Origin of the sequence: Paludibacterium sp. (assembly GCF_019232825.1) — a bacterium.
GTDB lineage: Bacteria > Pseudomonadota > Gammaproteobacteria > Burkholderiales > Chromobacteriaceae > Paludibacterium.
The window spans coordinates 1-14,591 of sequence record NZ_JAFAND010000135.1; the positions used below are offsets into that span (position 1 = coordinate 1).

General features: G+C 63.0%; 13 protein-coding genes. 5 read left to right on the forward strand and 8 right to left on the reverse strand.

Annotated elements, in window-relative coordinates; genetic code table 11:
- The 8 genes from JOZ06_RS17685 to JOZ06_RS17720 all read right to left on the reverse strand — a co-directional run.
- A partial coding sequence (locus JOZ06_RS17685) for a type VI secretion system Vgr family protein (protein WP_293234850.1) occupies positions 1-1,128 on the reverse strand: 1,128 nt, incomplete at its 3' end.
- 13 nt (positions 1,129-1,141) lie between these two features.
- Positions 1,142-1,585 carry an OmpA family protein gene (locus JOZ06_RS17690; RefSeq protein WP_293234852.1) on the reverse strand — a complete coding sequence of 148 codons (444 nt, stop codon included), beginning with the start codon at positions 1,583-1,585 and terminating at the stop codon, positions 1,142-1,144.
- Positions 1,586-1,711: 126 nt separating this feature from the next.
- A complete protein-coding gene (locus JOZ06_RS17695; RefSeq protein ID WP_293234854.1) occupies positions 1,712-2,209 on the reverse strand; it encodes a type VI secretion system tube protein Hcp in 498 nt (165 codons plus the stop codon).
- Between the two features lie 65 nt (positions 2,210-2,274).
- A complete protein-coding gene (gene tssC, locus JOZ06_RS17700) occupies positions 2,275-3,759 on the reverse strand; it encodes a type VI secretion system contractile sheath large subunit (protein ID WP_293234856.1) in 1,485 nt (494 codons plus the stop codon).
- 3 nt (positions 3,760-3,762) lie between these two features.
- Entirely contained in the window at positions 3,763-4,260 is a 498-nt protein-coding gene (tssB, locus tag JOZ06_RS17705) for a type VI secretion system contractile sheath small subunit (RefSeq protein ID WP_293234858.1), read from the reverse strand.
- Positions 4,261-4,294: 34 nt separating this feature from the next.
- Positions 4,295-5,308, reverse strand: coding sequence for a type VI secretion system-associated protein TagF (gene tagF, locus JOZ06_RS17710; RefSeq protein WP_293234860.1), 1,014 nt, complete (start codon positions 5,306-5,308; stop codon positions 4,295-4,297).
- 16 nt (positions 5,309-5,324) lie between these two features.
- Positions 5,325-9,248: a type VI secretion system membrane subunit TssM gene (tssM, locus tag JOZ06_RS17715; protein WP_293234862.1), complete on the reverse strand. Its 3,924-nt coding sequence runs from the start codon at positions 9,246-9,248 to the stop codon at positions 5,325-5,327.
- On the reverse strand, positions 9,245-10,120 hold the full coding sequence (locus JOZ06_RS17720; RefSeq protein WP_293234864.1) for a M15 family metallopeptidase: 876 nt from the start codon (positions 10,118-10,120) through the stop codon (positions 9,245-9,247). Before JOZ06_RS17720 ends, tssM begins: the two co-directional genes overlap by 4 nt.
- Positions 10,121-10,319: 199 nt before the next feature.
- Here JOZ06_RS17720 and tssJ point away from each other — a divergent pair, with 199 nt between their 5' ends.
- The 5 genes from tssJ to JOZ06_RS17745 form a co-directional block, all read left to right on the forward strand.
- Positions 10,320-10,844: a type VI secretion system lipoprotein TssJ gene (tssJ, locus tag JOZ06_RS17725; RefSeq protein WP_293234865.1), complete on the forward strand. Its 525-nt coding sequence runs from the start codon at positions 10,320-10,322 to the stop codon at positions 10,842-10,844.
- Between the two features lie 47 nt (positions 10,845-10,891).
- Positions 10,892-12,238, forward strand: coding sequence for a type VI secretion system baseplate subunit TssK (gene tssK / locus JOZ06_RS17730; protein WP_293234866.1), 1,347 nt, complete (start codon positions 10,892-10,894; stop codon positions 12,236-12,238).
- A 7-nt stretch (positions 12,239-12,245) separates the two neighbouring features.
- Positions 12,246-12,944 (forward strand): type IVB secretion system protein IcmH/DotU, encoded by a 699-nt coding sequence (icmH, locus tag JOZ06_RS17735; RefSeq protein ID WP_293234867.1) that lies wholly within the window; start codon positions 12,246-12,248, stop codon positions 12,942-12,944.
- 5 nt (positions 12,945-12,949) lie between these two features.
- Positions 12,950-13,435, forward strand: coding sequence for a type VI secretion system baseplate subunit TssE (gene tssE, locus JOZ06_RS17740; protein ID WP_293234868.1), 486 nt, complete (start codon positions 12,950-12,952; stop codon positions 13,433-13,435).
- Between the two features lie 28 nt (positions 13,436-13,463).
- On the forward strand, positions 13,464-14,591 hold a 1,128-nt coding region (locus tag JOZ06_RS17745; RefSeq protein ID WP_293234869.1), incomplete at its 3' end, for a type VI secretion system Vgr family protein.

Sequence of the window (14,591 nt, forward strand, 5' to 3'; positions counted from 1 at the left end):
TTGCAGGCTGTCCGGCAGGTTGTTCTGGGCTTGGAACGTCTGTTGCGTGACCACGAACTCGCGTTGCTCAGTGACCGAGCGAGGTAGCGCAGCGTCGCGAGGGAATGGGCTGTCATGCAGCGGGTGGTCGTCGAGCCGGAACCACTGCCCGGCCAGCAGGCCGCGCGGCGTGCCGCTGCCTTGAAACCCCTGGGCGGCGGCGTCGAATTGTTGCTGGCGCAATTGCGCGTAGCGCGTCAGGCCGTCGCTATCGCCGGCGTAGTACAGCGTCTGCGGCTCGTAGTGTTCCAGCGTGCGTTCGGCCGGGTTGCTGTCGCGGTGGCTGGCGTCTTGGCCCTGGCCGGTGGCGGTGGCCTGGTAGTCGTAGCTGGCGATGCTGACCTGGCTCGATCCCAGGCTGCGCCGTGCCTGCCAGTCGGTGACGCCATCCTCGGTTTCGCTGGCGTCGCTGCGGTGAAAGCGCAGCCGTTGTTGGCTTGACTGCGGCAGGCTGTACGGGTCGTCGAACACCGTCAGCTGCACTTGCGGCGGCGCGGTGTCGTGATGTTCGAAGCGCCAGGCCAACCCCTCCTCGTGCATCAGCCGGGTGAGGAAGGCCAGGTCGCTTTCGCGGTACTGCAAGGTGTAGCTGCGAATCGGGTGCTGACCGCTCAAGTTGAACGTCAGCGTCTGTAAGCGGGCGAACACCGGGTTGTCGCGCTGATGCTCGGCCAGCACCTGCTTGACGATGTCCGGCACCGACAGGTCTTGAAACACCCGGCTGGTGACGCGGTGGGTCAACAGCGCCAGCGGCGGCTCGATGGTCAGCCGGTAGCGGCTGAAGCCGCCGTCGGCGCCCAGGCGCTGCGCCTGGGTGATGACGCCGGCGCGCACCACGTCTTGGCCGTTCTGGTCACGGATCGCCAGGCGGGCGCTTTGGCCCAACAGCGGCGCCAGGTCGAGCGTGGCGTCGGGCGACAGGCAGTCGACGGTGTAGCGGTAGCAGGCCGAGACGGCTTCGGCGCCGTCGACGGTTTGCGGCAGCAGCCGGCCGTCCCATTGGCGGCTGTCGCCGATAGCGAGGGTGATCAGGCGCTGGTGCTGGTCAAAGGCGGAGGCGAACGCGGCAAGCAGGTCGGCAAGGTCCATAAATCAGTCGATATTAGCCGTTGAAGTTCACGCGCACGCCATGCAGCGCGCGTTCGGTATCGACCTTGACGTCGATCTTGCCGGCGGCAATACCCATCTGTAGCAGGAAATCGCGCACGGTATTGGCGCGGGCCTGTGCCGCCGCCTTGGCGTTGCCGATATCGCGGCGATTGCAATAGCCGCGCACGGTAATTTTGCTCGATACCTTGAACACCGGTCCCAAGGCGGTCAATTGTGCCTCGCCGGCCGGCGTGAGCTTGATGCTCATTTTGTCGAAAGAGATATAGGTCGGGTCAGCTTGAACGGCGGCTGTATTGGGGGACATCTTGGCGGCGGTGTCCAACGCGACGTTCATTTGATTCACGCTGGTTTTGATGACATCGACCGGGGTCGGCTTGGGCGCGGCGCACCCCACCAGAGACAGCACCATCGCGACAACTGACACACGGGAAAGCATGACAACTCCTTACTGACGACAATAATTCACTCCGGCGCGAACACACGGTTCGCGCCGGATGCGGGAAACGCACGGCATCCACCGGCACAGGTTGCAACCAAGAAACACCGGCGGACGCCCGCGCGCTTAGGCGATGGTCTTGTTGGCGGTCAGATCCCAGCCAGCGCTGACGTTACCGCCCCCGGCGCCATCGGCGCGTTTCTGTTGGGTGTAGGTCCACTTGATCTTGCCGTAGCTAAAGCTCACCTTCTCGCTGGGGAAACCGGCATCGTTGGCGGCGCCGCTCGGCTCCACCTTGGAAACCAGCACTTGCTCCATCTTTACTTCCATGTACTTCAGCTTGTCGCCACCGGCGCGGCACAGCTCCAGCGTTACTTCGCTGATGTGTTTGCCAGTGCAGCACGCCTCGTACAGCTTCGGGCTCGCCTTATCCAGCGCATGGCTGATGACGAACGCCTCATGGTTGACACGTTCGGCGGTGGCGCCGCCGGCGGAGCTGGCCGTGGCTTGCGCCGGCTGCTCCATCGCGTGAGAGAACGACAGCACTTCAATCCAGTCAGCGTGCTTGTCGTCGGTGCTTTCGCCCGGGATGCCGTCAATCTTCAAAAATGCATCAAAAGCCATGTAAAACCTCTTTTAGCGTCTTGGTGGGTTAAAAAGGGGTGCGAGGTGCGACCCATGAATCATGCTCAGGCGGCGGGTTGCGGCAGCTCCGCCACCAGTCGCAAGGAAATCGTCAGTTCGTCCAATTGGAAGTGCGGCCGCAGGAAAGCCACGGCGCGGTACACGCCCGGGCGCCCCGGCACCTCCACCACGTCCACGCGGGCCTCGCGCAGCGGGTATTTGGCCTTGGCTTCCTGGCTGGCGGAGTCGTCCAACAGCACGTACTGCGCCATCCAGGTGTTCATGTAGTCCTGCACGTTTTGGCGCGAGGCAAAGCTGCCGATCTTGTCGCGCATGATCGACTTCAAGTAATGCGCGACGCGCGATACGGCGAAGATGTACGGCAGCTGGGTCGACAGGCGCGCGTTGGCGTTGGCCGCATCGGTGTTGTAGGTCTTGGGCTTCTGCGTCGATTGGCCGCTGAAGAACGCCGCATAGTCGGTATTCTTGCAATGCACGAGCGAAATCAGCCCCAAGTCGGACAGCACCTTTTCCGTGCGGTCGGTAATCGCCACTTCGGTCGGGCTCTTGAGCGCCACTTCGCCGTCGTCGGTCTTGAAGGTATGCGTCGGCAAGCCTTCGACCAGACCGCCGCCCTCGACGCCGCGAATGGCGGCCAGCCAGCCGAACTGACTGAAGGCATCGGTCAGACGCGCGGCATAGGCATAGGCCGCGTTGGTCCACAGGTATTTGTCGTGATCGCTGCCGTCGACGTCTTCCTCAAAGTCGAAAGCCTCCACCGGCACGTTGTCCTTGCCGTACGGCAGGCGCCCCAACACGTGCGGCAGCACCAGACCAACGTAACGAGCATCTTCCGACTCGCGGAACGACTTCCACTTGGCGTATTCGACGGTATCGAAAATCTTGGCCAGATCACGCGGCTTGCCGATGTCGGTAAAGCTTTCCAAACCGAAGAGTCCGGGCGACACCGCCGAGATGAACGGTGCGTGGGCGGAGGCGGCCACGTGCGACATTTCGTCGAGCAGGTAGAAATCCTCCGGATGGCGGGTGAACTCATAGTCGCCCACGAGTGCGGCATAGGGCGCGCCGCCGAAGGTGCCGTACTCCTCCTCGTAGATTTTCTTGAACAAGGCGCTTTGATCGAACTCGGCCGCCGACTTGAAGTCCTTGACCAGATCTTTTTTCGATACGTTGAGCATCTTGATCTTCAGCATCGTGCTGGTTTCGGACGACATCACCAGATAGCGCAGACCACGCCACGAGGCTTCCAGTTGCTGGAAATCGGCGTGATGCATGATCTCGTTGAGCTGACTTGTAATCAGCGCGTCGATTTCGGCGATGCGCGCGTCCATGCTGGCGGTCAGATCGCGCGACACGGTCACGGTGCCTTCCAGCACTTGATTGACCAGCTCGCCGATCAGATCGCGGGTGTAGCGTTTTTCTTGATCGTTGGTGGCGATGCGGCTCTGATCGATGATGGCGTCGAGCAGGCTCACGCTCTCGGCGGCTGCGCCTTGCGCATCCGCTTGGGCCAGGTTTTCCGTCGTCATGTCTTACTCTCCGTTCTGTTGCCCGATCTGGCGCAATTTGTCGGTGTCGCGCACCACCTCGTCCAACAAGGCTTCCAGCTTGTCGTTGCCGGACATCTTGTTGCGCAGGTCGGTCAGGCGCTGGCGCGCTTCCAACAGCTTCTTCAGCGGCTCGATCTGATCAACCACGTTCTGCGGTTCGAAATCGGCCATCGACTCGAAGTTCAGCTCGACGCCGATTTGGCTGCCGTCGTCCTTGAGCTTGTTGTCGACACGCATCGCCAGCCGCGGTGCCACGCCCTTGAGCACCTCATCGAAGTTGTCGCGGTCGAGCTGGACGAACTTGCGCTCCTTGAGTTTGGGCAGCGGCGTTTGCGCGTGGCCGGAATAATCCCCCAGCACGCCCAGCACGAAGGGCAGTTCCTTGGTTTCGATGGCATCGCCGATTTCGACGTCGTAAGTGATCTGCACGCGCGGCGGACGCACGCGCGAGAGCTTCTTCTGGGTACTTTCTTTACTCATGATGTGGTCTCTACCGTTTAAAAAGGGTGGCGGGTCAGTCCATGCTCTGCACGACGCTGCGCAATACATCGCGCACTTCGGCGATTGGCACGTTGTCATCACACAGCCGCCGGCCCAGCACGTAGGCGGACTCGGCATACTGTTTATCCGCGCGCCACGGCGCGGTTTCCTCGCTGGCGTCGAACACCACGCCCGCGTCGGGCTTGCGCCCCCAGCACATCTGCAGGTGCTGCGCGGTCAGCCGGCCCGGCGCCAGCGCCAGACGGCGTCGCCCGGGCTCGCGCAGCAGGAAAAACTGCTCGTCATGCGTCGGTTCGCGGCCGACCGCCGTCTGGTACAACGACAGCCACATCGCCGCGTACAGCATGTCCTCGCCGTCGCTGTCCGGCAGCGGCAGCAGAAACAGCGGCGCGGGCAGACTCGAGGCGAACTTGCGCAACAGTTGCCGCTGGAAGGCGAAACCGAGCAGCAGGCTATCGAGCGCGCCCAGACCGGCGGCCTGCAACATGCGGTTCAGCTCGCCGACGCGGCATTGCTGCAGATGCCGGTCCAGTAGCTGCCGCGCCAGATGCAAGTCGGCGCTGAAGCTGGCGTTGAGCAACGCCTGCTGCTCGAGAAACTGACGGCAGGCCAGCATTTCCACCGAATTGGCATAGGCGCTGACCAGTTGCTCGCGCAGGCCATGGAAAAACAGCTCGCGCGCCAATAACAGGTGGCCGAGCGGCTCGGGCGCCTCGCCAACCGGCATGAACATGCCGGCCACCAAGGGATAATTGCGCCCCGCCTGGTCGTGGCTAGGTTGGATGCCGCCGAGAAACCAGGCTTCGCGATAACGCAGCAGCACACTGGTGTGGCCCACGGCACGGTAGGTTTCGCCCGCGGCGGCATCGCCGTCCAAGGCTTTCAAACTGTCGGCGATCAGGCCATCGAGGTACACCGCCCCCGCGTGGGTGGCGTTGACCCGAACAAAATCGCCACGTTGCGGCAACTTGCCGAAGATGCAGCAGTCTTGGGCCGTGCCTGCCGCGCGCTTGATATGAATCGTCACTATTCAGGTACCCCGGTTACATGGTGATGCGCTCGGGCAGCGTCAGGTCGTGCAGTTGGGTCAGCTGCAACGGGTTGAGGCCACTCACGGAGCGGATGTTGAAACGCACCGTATCGACGGCGCCGCCATCCTTCTTGATCGTCCAGCTCAGCAATGCGCTGTCGCCGGATTGCTGAACCACCTTGGCCGACGCCAAGAGCCGCAAAAACCCCATGCGACCGGTCTGGCTGCCGACAACCACGGAGGCGCCGCTATAGGTCAATGCCTGAATGCGCGCACCTGCCTGGCCGTTGCCCGGCCAATTGAACGGCTGCCACACCTGGGCGCCGTTGCGGTAATGCAGCTCCTGACCATCGAGGAAGAAGGCGATTTCAGCGAGGCCCGGCGTGGGCAGCGCCTGGATTTCAAAACGGGCGGAGGCATCTCCGCCCTGCCCTTGAGCGCTGGCCAACGCGGCAAGCCGGGGCGCGGCGCTCAGAAAAGCCGGGCTGAAACGCACCCCCATGCCGCCCCAGGTGCGCGGCACCAGCGTGTCGCCCTGCCGTTGCACCAGGCCGTCCAGATGTTTGTTGACGAATTGGTCGAACACCCCGGTATTGCTTTGGGCAAAACGGCCGATCTCATCCACCGAGGCGACGTTGCTGCTATTGCTGAACGGATACTTGCCGCTGATCTGACGCCATTGCGGCATGACCTCGGCTTGCCACGCTTGGTTGATGCCCGCGGCGGCCGAGCCGACCAGCGCCGAATACGTTTGCGTCAGCGGACGCACCAACAACGGCCGCACCATTTCGCGCGTGTCGGCCGACACCGGCGCGAGCAGGGTGTTGTCGACATACCCCATCGTATCGGCCAACTCGGAGCCCGACCCGCCAAGCGTCGCCTTCAACGCGGCGGCGGCTTGCGCGCCGCTGTCGTCGCCGGACGCCATGGCGGCGAGCTTGGCCTTGATTTTGGCCAACTGGTCCAGATAGCCGTTGATCGGCGGATTATCGCCGCGCGCCAGTTGCGCCACGCCGGCAAAATAGCCGCCCACTTGGCCGTATTGGCTCGCTTGGGCATCGGGCTTGGCGCCGCTGTCGCCGCGGATGAACTCGGCGGTTTTCTCCAGCACCGACTTGCCGGCGGAGCGCAATGTGTTTTGCAGTTCGGACGGATTGTCCCAATTGGTCTCCTGGGCCACGCGCACCAAGATCAGCTTGACCGGCGAGGTTTTCGGATCCGCCAGGCGCGTCATCGCCGACGCCGCCTGGGCGCTATTGGCGAAATCGCGCACCGCCACGCCCATGAGGAATTTCTTCCACTGGACGATGTACTGAGCCCGATACAGATTGGTCAGCTCGGCGCGGTTCTTGTCGACGTTGCCGTCCTGACCGAGGTTTTCGGTCAGCGTGGTGGCCAGCACCCAGTCGTCGCCGGAGATCTGGCCCTTGCTCGCGTCGTCGATCGCCTTGCTGACGTAGTCGTTCCAGGCCTGGCGGGTGAAGGCGCCCTCGACCATCTGGCTGCCCGCCACCACGTCGAGATCGTGATTGTCGAGGATCAGGCCGACGGTCAACGGCGCATAGCGCGTGTTGGCCTGGGCGCGGATGGCGTTGAACACGCGCTCCGGTCCGGACAGACGCTTGAACGAAGCGCGCAGCACATTGCGCGCCGAGTTGACCAGATTGGGATCGTTGTCGATCAGCGGCAGATCCGGTTCGTGGATCTGGCTGACGTAGAAGGCGATCATCCGCTCGGCCAACGGCATGATCTCGCCCTCGGTGTACTGCCCCTTGTGATCGGCCAGCCAGGGACGCCAGTAGCGCGGCAGCTGGTCGCTCAATTGCGCCTCTTCCATGTGCTTGCTGTCATGCAGCATCAGGTAGGTTTTCAGTGCGTTATAGGCAACGTCGAGTTGCGCCTGGCGGCCATTGTCGGCGGCCGAGGCCGCAGCGCCTTCAGCCGGCGAAACCGGTGTCACGACGGCTGGCGTCGCGGCGCTGGCCGGCACCACGTCGGCGACCGGCATGGCGCGGAACCCGGCGAAGTCGCCCGCCACGGGTTCGGCGTGCCACCAGGCGCCTTGCGTTGCAACCGGGGCGCGCCAAGCGACCTGCCGATACGGCGAGGCCACCGGCTGATACTGGCTGATCTGGATCGTCGGCAAGGCATTGCCGCCGCCGTTTTTCGGTCCATGCGGCTTGGCACGGACTTTGGCCTTGCTCTTGACCGCGGGCTTCGGCGCTTCCGGCGCGGGCTTCGCCACCGGGGCAGGCGCCGGCGCGGGTGCTTCGACCGGCTGCTTGAGCGAGACCAGCGTGGTTTCCAGGTTCTGGCGCACCGGCTCAAGCATCAGCGCTTTCACGCCGGCAAAATACTCGCCGCGCAAGGCAATCTCGGCATCGCGCCCCTGGTACAAACCCAGCCCCATCTGCCAGGGCGCGCCGTCCTTGCGATAACTTTGCAGCGCTTCCAGATCTTTTTGCAGTATTGCCAGCGCCGCCAGTTTGTCGTGCAGTTCACCGCTCGCCGCCAGCTTGTGCGCGGCCACGCGGTCCGCGGCCAAGTGTTGCAGCAGGTTTTGGTTGCCGATGTAAGACCAGGTCCACAATCCGCAGATCACGCACAGCGACAGCAATCCCGCCGCCATGCCCGCCAGACGCCAGGGCCGGCGCTGCGGCGCGCTTTGATTCGCCATCAAGTGCTGATCGGGGAAAATCACCTCGCGAAACAGATTGCGCAAGAAGAAACTGTACGACGCGGCGCTGTTGCCGCCCTGCCCGGCTTGCCCGCCGCCAATGCCGAACAGGCTTTTGATGCGGCTCGCGGCGACGATACGCGGCGCGCCTTCCTGCAAGGCGCTGGTGAAATAGAAACCGCGCAACAGCGGGCGGGCGTGGTACGGGTCTTCCTCGGTCAGCAGACGAACGAAGCGCACGACGCCCGCTTTGAGGTTGCTGAACTCGATCGGAAAGGCGAAATACGCCGAACGGGCATTTTGGCTGCCGCCATGCAGCAGGCGCTCCTCACCCATCTGCACCAGCCCTTTGGCCAATAGCTCGAACTGCTTGTTGACCACCGTAGCCACATCGAAGTCCGCGCCTTGATTGGCGTTAAAGGTCGCCCCCCATACCTGCGCCCGCTCCTCCTCGGCGCAATCCTGGAAAAACGGACTGAAGCCGGAGAGCAGGTCGAGCTTGGTGAACACCAGATAGATCGGCACTTGGCGGCCGAAGGTATGGGTGATCTCATGGATGCGCTCGCGCACCTGGCGGGCGTAAATCTCGAAGCCTTCGGATTGATGCTGGGTCAACTCGGGCAGACTCACCGCCACCAGAATGCCGTTGACGGGCGCGCGCGCCCGGTGCTTTTTCAAGAGCTTGAGAAATTCCAGCCACTCGCCGCGGTCCTCGCTTTGCGTCGCATAACGCCCGGCGGTGTCGAGCAAAATCCCCTCGGTGGAAAAGAACCAGTCGCAATTGCGCGTGCCGCCGACGCCTTGCACCCCATGCTTGTCGCTGAAGGGAAAGGTCAGGCCCGACTGCAAAATGGCCGAGCTTTTGCCCGCGGCCGGATGGCCGATGATCATGTACCAGGGCAGCTCATAGAGCGCGGCGCGCCCGCTGGCCTTGCCGAGCTTGGAGGTTTTCAGCGTTTCGACCGCCCCTAGGAGCCGCTGGCGCAGCATCGTCACCTCGGCCCGTTTTTCCGAGCCGGCGTTGATCACCGCGTCGTCGGCCTGCTTGCGCAGCACACCTTCGAGCAGGTTGCTCGCCTTGCTCTTCACCGCATGGCCGACCAGCAGCGTCAGCACCCACAACAACATCACCAGCAGCACGGCGAGGAAGCGCGTCTCCAGCGACCAATCGCACCAGAGGCCCAGCACCCACAACAAGGCGATCAGAATCAAAAACCCGATCGCGGAAGCCACCTTGGCATTTCTCAGCCAACCCTTCATACGCAATGCCTACCCTCCTGTTGAATCATCTGCTCCAGCACCTTCAGCGAGCCGGGCTGTTCGATATGGCCGTAGTCCTTGAAACTCCAATTGCCGCCCCAGGTCAGCCCGGCGGCCTGCGCCTCCTGCCCCAGCGCCTGATAACCGGCCATCGCCCAGGAATCGCGCTCGGAAATCACCACTTTGCCGCCGCGAACGAAAGCGATATCGGCGGCAAAACCGTATTGATGCCGGCTCTGCCCGCCCTTGGCCTTGGTGACGGTGACCGCCTGCGCCGCCAAACGGTCTTGGCGCGCCGGGCTGCGGCACCCTTCCAGCAGCATGGTTTGATAGCCGCGGGCGCTCATGCGTTGCATCACATGCAGCACCACTTGAGAAAAGCTCGGCTCAAGCTTGTTCCAGTCGCGGTCTGCGCCAGCCAGGCTCGGCCGCTCGGCGATGACGTCGGTAAAGGCGGAAGGAGGCAGCGGCGGCGGCGGCACCAGCCTGTCTTCGGCCAGCACCTGCTGAATGCGCCGCGAGTCCTGATAGACCCCGGCCTGGTACGTCGGCGCGCGATAGGCGCCGTTCAGGCGCAGCAACACCGCCACCACCGTCAGGATCAGCAGAATCGATCCCGACGCCAGCAGCCAATCGCGGCGATGCGCCATGCGGCGGGCTCGCCGCCGTGCGCGTCTTGCCGCCACGCGATAGAGGCGGCGCCAAGCGAACGCCGTCCGCGCGCGGGGCGCCGGTGGCGCCGCTTGCGCGTCCAGCGCCAGCACGCTCGGCGCCGGTCCCAACGCTTCGGGGACAAAAAACCGTAGGCCAAGCCATGTCAGAACGACCAACAATCCGACAAGAGCCAGCAAAAGTACCCATAACTGCGACATGCGATTGCGTATTGTTCAATGTGCAAAAATAACGCCCGTGTCATAAATTAGGCACGGGCTTCATTCAAATCGAGAGTATTGTATACTTAACTTACAAAGTGTGTGACTTTTTTAAATCGGAAGATTACCACATTGACACAAACAGGCAAAACAATTTAAATACGTTATTTATAACAAGCATTTATCGTCAATCAGAGACATGAATAGACCAAGAGGCACTTGGAAAAACCGATGTGCAGCCGCAGCAATGTGCCTGCTCCTGGCGGCTTGCGCATCCGGTCCTACTAACACGAACTATCGGGCCGTCGGCGCGCGCACCCTGAACCCGGACGAGAACGGTCACCCCTTGTCGCTGGTGATCCATGTGGTGCAACTCACATCGAATCAGGCATTTAGCCGGCTCACGACCGCCGATTTGGCGAGCGGCAAGAGCGAAAAAGAGCTTTTGGCTAGTGAAATGATCGATTCGACGGAACTGACCTTATTGCCAGGTAACAAAAGTGACATAAATGCAACAATCTCCCCCGAAGCCAAATACATCGGCGTTATCGGCTATTTCCGACAACCGGACCCCTACTTCTGGCGGCTGCTGTTCGACGCCGACGCGGTGCGCGCCCTGGGCGTGAACCTGCTGGCCGATCGCTGTTTCCTGCGCGCCACCGTGCCGCCGCGGCTCGACATGCCGGGGCAGCCCAAGACGTTCAAGCCGGATTGCCCACGATAGGCGGGCCTCGGGAACCAAAACATAGAACTATTCGGAAAAAGACTTTCATGCACCAAGCAAAACGCATTCTGTGGGGCGAAGGCATGTTCCTTCGCCCGCAAAATTTTCAGCAGCAAGCGCAATATCACGAACAACTGCTCAGCCAACATCTGCAACTGGCACTCAGACACGGCTGGGGTATCGCCCGCAGCCTGATCGACGAGGAAGGCTTGAAGGTCGGCCAGCTGCGCTTGCAGCAACTGACCGCGCTCTTTCGCGACGGCACGCTGTGCCGGGCGCCGGAGGATGCGCCGCTGCCGCCGTCGCGCGACCTGACGAGCCTGCCGCAGCTCGGCGTGGAAACCACGGTTTACGTCTGCCTGGCGGACATGCAGCCCTATGGCGGCAACGTGCGCCACCAAGAAGGCGCCGCCCGTCCCACCCGCTTTTTCAGCACGCAACGCGAGCTGGCCGACCTGTACACCCAGGCGCTCTCGGCCGACGTCGCCACGCTGGAACTCGATGTGCGTCTGATGGTAGAAGAAGAGAACCGCGACGGCTTCGACGCCTTGCCGCTGTGCCGCATCCAGAAGGACGCGACCGGGCAATGGCAGCTGATCAAGTCGTTTTTGCCGCCGACGGTCAATGTCGATAGCGCCCCGCCGTTGCAACAGATGCTGCGCCGGCTGCTGGAGATTCTGCTGGTCAAGAGCCAGGCCCTGGCCGGCGCGCACCGCGAGCGCTCGCGCAACGTGCTCGAATTCGGCCCCTCCGACGTCGGCAGCTTCTGGCTGCGCCACACCGTCAACCGCAACTTCGCCCGCCTCAATCATTTGGCGCGCTGCTCGCCCCTGCACCCGGAAGCGCTTTACCAGGCATTGAGCGAATTCTGCGGCGAGCTATTGACCTTCTCCTCCCGCTACGACTTGAGCGACATCCCCGCTTACCGCCACGAAGCGCCCGGCGAGACTTTCGCCCGGCTAGACGAACAGATTCGCGACCTGCTCGATACCGTCATCTCCTCGCGCCACATGGTCATTCCGCTGGTCAATACACGCCAGTCGATCCATATCGGCCACTTGGAAAGCGACCGGCTGGTGGAAAACGCCAGTTTCTATCTCTCGGTACACAGCGACCAGCCGGCATCGCAGATCATCGAAAGCGTGCCGCTCAAACTCAAGATCGGCGCGCCGGACGACGTGGAGAAAATCCTCAACTCGGCCATGCGCGGCGTAGCACTGATTCACGCGCTGCAGACGCCGTCGGCGCTGCCGGTGCGCGTGGGCGACCACTACTTCATGCTCGAAGCGCAAGGCGCGATTTACCAACGCATGCTGCAATCGCGCAGCGTGTGCATCTACGTGCCGGAAACACTCTCGCACCTGACCTTGGAACTGATTGCCGTATTCAACTGAGACGCTCATGGAAAACACCGCCACCCTCACCGACAACCACCCGCTGGCCATTCAGCCCGCCAGCGGCCCTACGCTGCGCGAGATGCTGGAAGACGGCGTCTATCTGCTGTTTTTGCTCAAGGAAGGCAACGCGCCCGGCCATGCCACCGAATTCAACGACAAACTGGACCAGTTTCTCAGTCAATTCGACCGCCACGCGCGCAATTTCGGCAAAGACCCCGAGGCGATCTCGCAGAGCAAATTCGCCTTTTGCGCGCTCATCGACGAAATCATTTTGTCCTCGCCCTTCGAGCTGCGCGACGAATGGGAGCGGATGCCGCTGCAACTGCGGCTATTCGGCGAGCACCTGGCCGGCGAAAGCTTCTTCAACCGCCTCGAGGCGCTGCGGCTCGATCCCAATAAAAACCTTGAGCTGCTGGAGGTGTACTACACCTGCCTGCTGCTGGGCTTTCAAGGCAAGTACCTGCTCGAGGGCAAGGAAAAGCTCGACTACCTCAAGCAGAAGCTGGCACAGGAAATTCTGCAGGCGCGCGGCGGCAAGACCGAGTTCGCGCCCAACTGGCGCCTGCCGCAACGCTTCCAGGCCTATATCCGCCATGAGCTGCCGATGTGGCTGTATATCGCGCTCTTGGCCGTGGTGGGCGTGGGCATCTACGGCGCCTACCGCCTGCTGCTGTCGCATCTGAGCGGCCAACTATTCGGGTAAGGCACATGGAATACGTATCGCGCCACACCACGGTGCAACCGTCGATCATCGACCGGCTGTTGGATGACGCTCCGGACAACCCGCAACGCGACGCCGTGCAGTATTTCGACGTCCCGCGGCTCAAGGCCGCGCTGGCGCGCGATCTGGAGGCGCTGCTCAACACGCGCTTCGCCGATCCGGATGGCAGCCTCGCCGATTTTCCCGAAGCCGAGCACAGCATGCTGCAATTCGGCATTCCCGATTTGAGCGGGCTCAGCCTGCTTAACCCGGAACATCGGGAAACGCTGCGCGACCGGCTGCGCCGCGCGATCGAGCGGCACGAACCGAGGCTGGGCGGCGTGCGCGTCAGCCTGGACGCGCCGCGCGAACTGGAGCGGCACCTGCGTTTTCGGGTCGACGCCATCCTCAAGGTGCACCCGCATCGGCCGCCGGTGATGTTCGACGCCACCTTGCAGCTTTCTTCCAATGTTTATCGCGTAAGCGGCCAATAAGCACCGCATAGGACAGCATCACGTCGCAATGGAACTGACAGACCTACTCTCCGCTTTCGCCTCCGCCTTCGACCAGCACCAGCGCCTGATCACCCTCGACATCGGCGACAGCCACCAATGGGACGGCCGGCTGCTGCCGCAAACCGTCGATGGCGCCGAAGCCGTCTCGGCCTGCTACCGCTACACCGTCGACTGCCTGTCGCCCGACGCCACGCTCGAGCTGGCGCCGCTGTTGGGCCAAAGCGCGCGCCTGGCGATCCGTGACCAGAACGGCCAAGACGTGGTGCGCGCCGGTGTCATCACCCAGGCGCAACGCCTGGGCGCCGACGGCGGCTTCAGCCGCTACCGGCTGACGATCGAGCCGCCGCTGGCGCTGTTGACCCACCGCGTCACCAGCCGGGTGTTTCAAGACCTGTCGGTGCCGGACATCGTCAAGCAGGTGCTGGCCGAGCATCAGCGCGACAACCCGGTGTTCGCCCGCTTGCAGACGCTGACGTTCAGCTTGAGCGGCCAACATCCTCTTCGCAGCTACACCGTGCAGTACCGCGAAAGCGATCTGACCTTCCTCTCCCGGCTGATGCACGAGGAAGGATTGGCCTGGCGCTTCGAACATCACGACACCTCGCCGCCGCAAGTGCAGCTGACGGTGTTCGACGACCCGTACAGCCTGCCGCAGGCGAGCCAACAGCGGGTGCGTTTTCACCGTGCCGACGCGACCGAAACCGAGGATGGCATCACCGACTGGCAGGCGCGGCGTAGCCTGGGGTCGAGCCAAGTCAGCATCGCCAGCTACGACTACCAGGCCAGCGCCACCGGCCAGGGCCAGGATGCCAGCCACCGCGACAGCAACCCGGCCGAACGCACACTGGAACACTACGAGCCGCAGACGCTGTACTACGCCGGCGATAGCGACGGCCTGACGCGCTACGCGCAATTGCGCCAGCAACAATTCGACGCCGCCGCCCAGGGGTTTCAAGGCAGCGGCACGCCGCGCGGCCTGTTGGCCGGACAGTGGTTCCGGCTCGACGACCACCCGCTGCATGACAGCCCATTCCCTCGCGACGCTGCGCTACCTCGCTCGGTCACTGAGCAACGCGAGTTCGTGGTCACGCAACAGACGTTCCAAGCCCAGAACAACCTGCCGGACAGCCTGCAA

Bases quoted from the DNA above. Each gene is read 5' to 3' on its own strand.
- JOZ06_RS17695 (WP_293234854.1), bottom strand. From the start codon at position 2,209: ATGGCTTTTGATGCATTTTTGAAGATTGACGGCATCCCGGGCGAAAGC.
- JOZ06_RS17690 (WP_293234852.1), bottom strand. From the start codon at position 1,585: ATGCTTTCCCGTGTGTCAGTTGTCGCGATGGTGCTGTCTCTGGTGGGG.
- icmH (WP_293234867.1), top strand. From the start codon at position 12,246: ATGGAAAACACCGCCACCCTCACCGACAACCACCCGCTGGCCATTCAG.
- tssJ (WP_293234865.1), top strand. From the start codon at position 10,320: ATGAATAGACCAAGAGGCACTTGGAAAAACCGATGTGCAGCCGCAGCA.
- tssB (WP_293234858.1), bottom strand. From the start codon at position 4,260: ATGAGTAAAGAAAGTACCCAGAAGAAGCTCTCGCGCGTGCGTCCGCCG.
- tssE (WP_293234868.1), top strand. From the start codon at position 12,950: ATGGAATACGTATCGCGCCACACCACGGTGCAACCGTCGATCATCGAC.
- tssK (WP_293234866.1), top strand. From the start codon at position 10,892: ATGCACCAAGCAAAACGCATTCTGTGGGGCGAAGGCATGTTCCTTCGC.
- tssM (WP_293234862.1), bottom strand. From the start codon at position 9,248: ATGAAGGGTTGGCTGAGAAATGCCAAGGTGGCTTCCGCGATCGGGTTT.
- JOZ06_RS17720 (WP_293234864.1), bottom strand. From the start codon at position 10,120: ATGTCGCAGTTATGGGTACTTTTGCTGGCTCTTGTCGGATTGTTGGTC.
- tssC (WP_293234856.1), bottom strand. From the start codon at position 3,759: ATGACGACGGAAAACCTGGCCCAAGCGGATGCGCAAGGCGCAGCCGCC.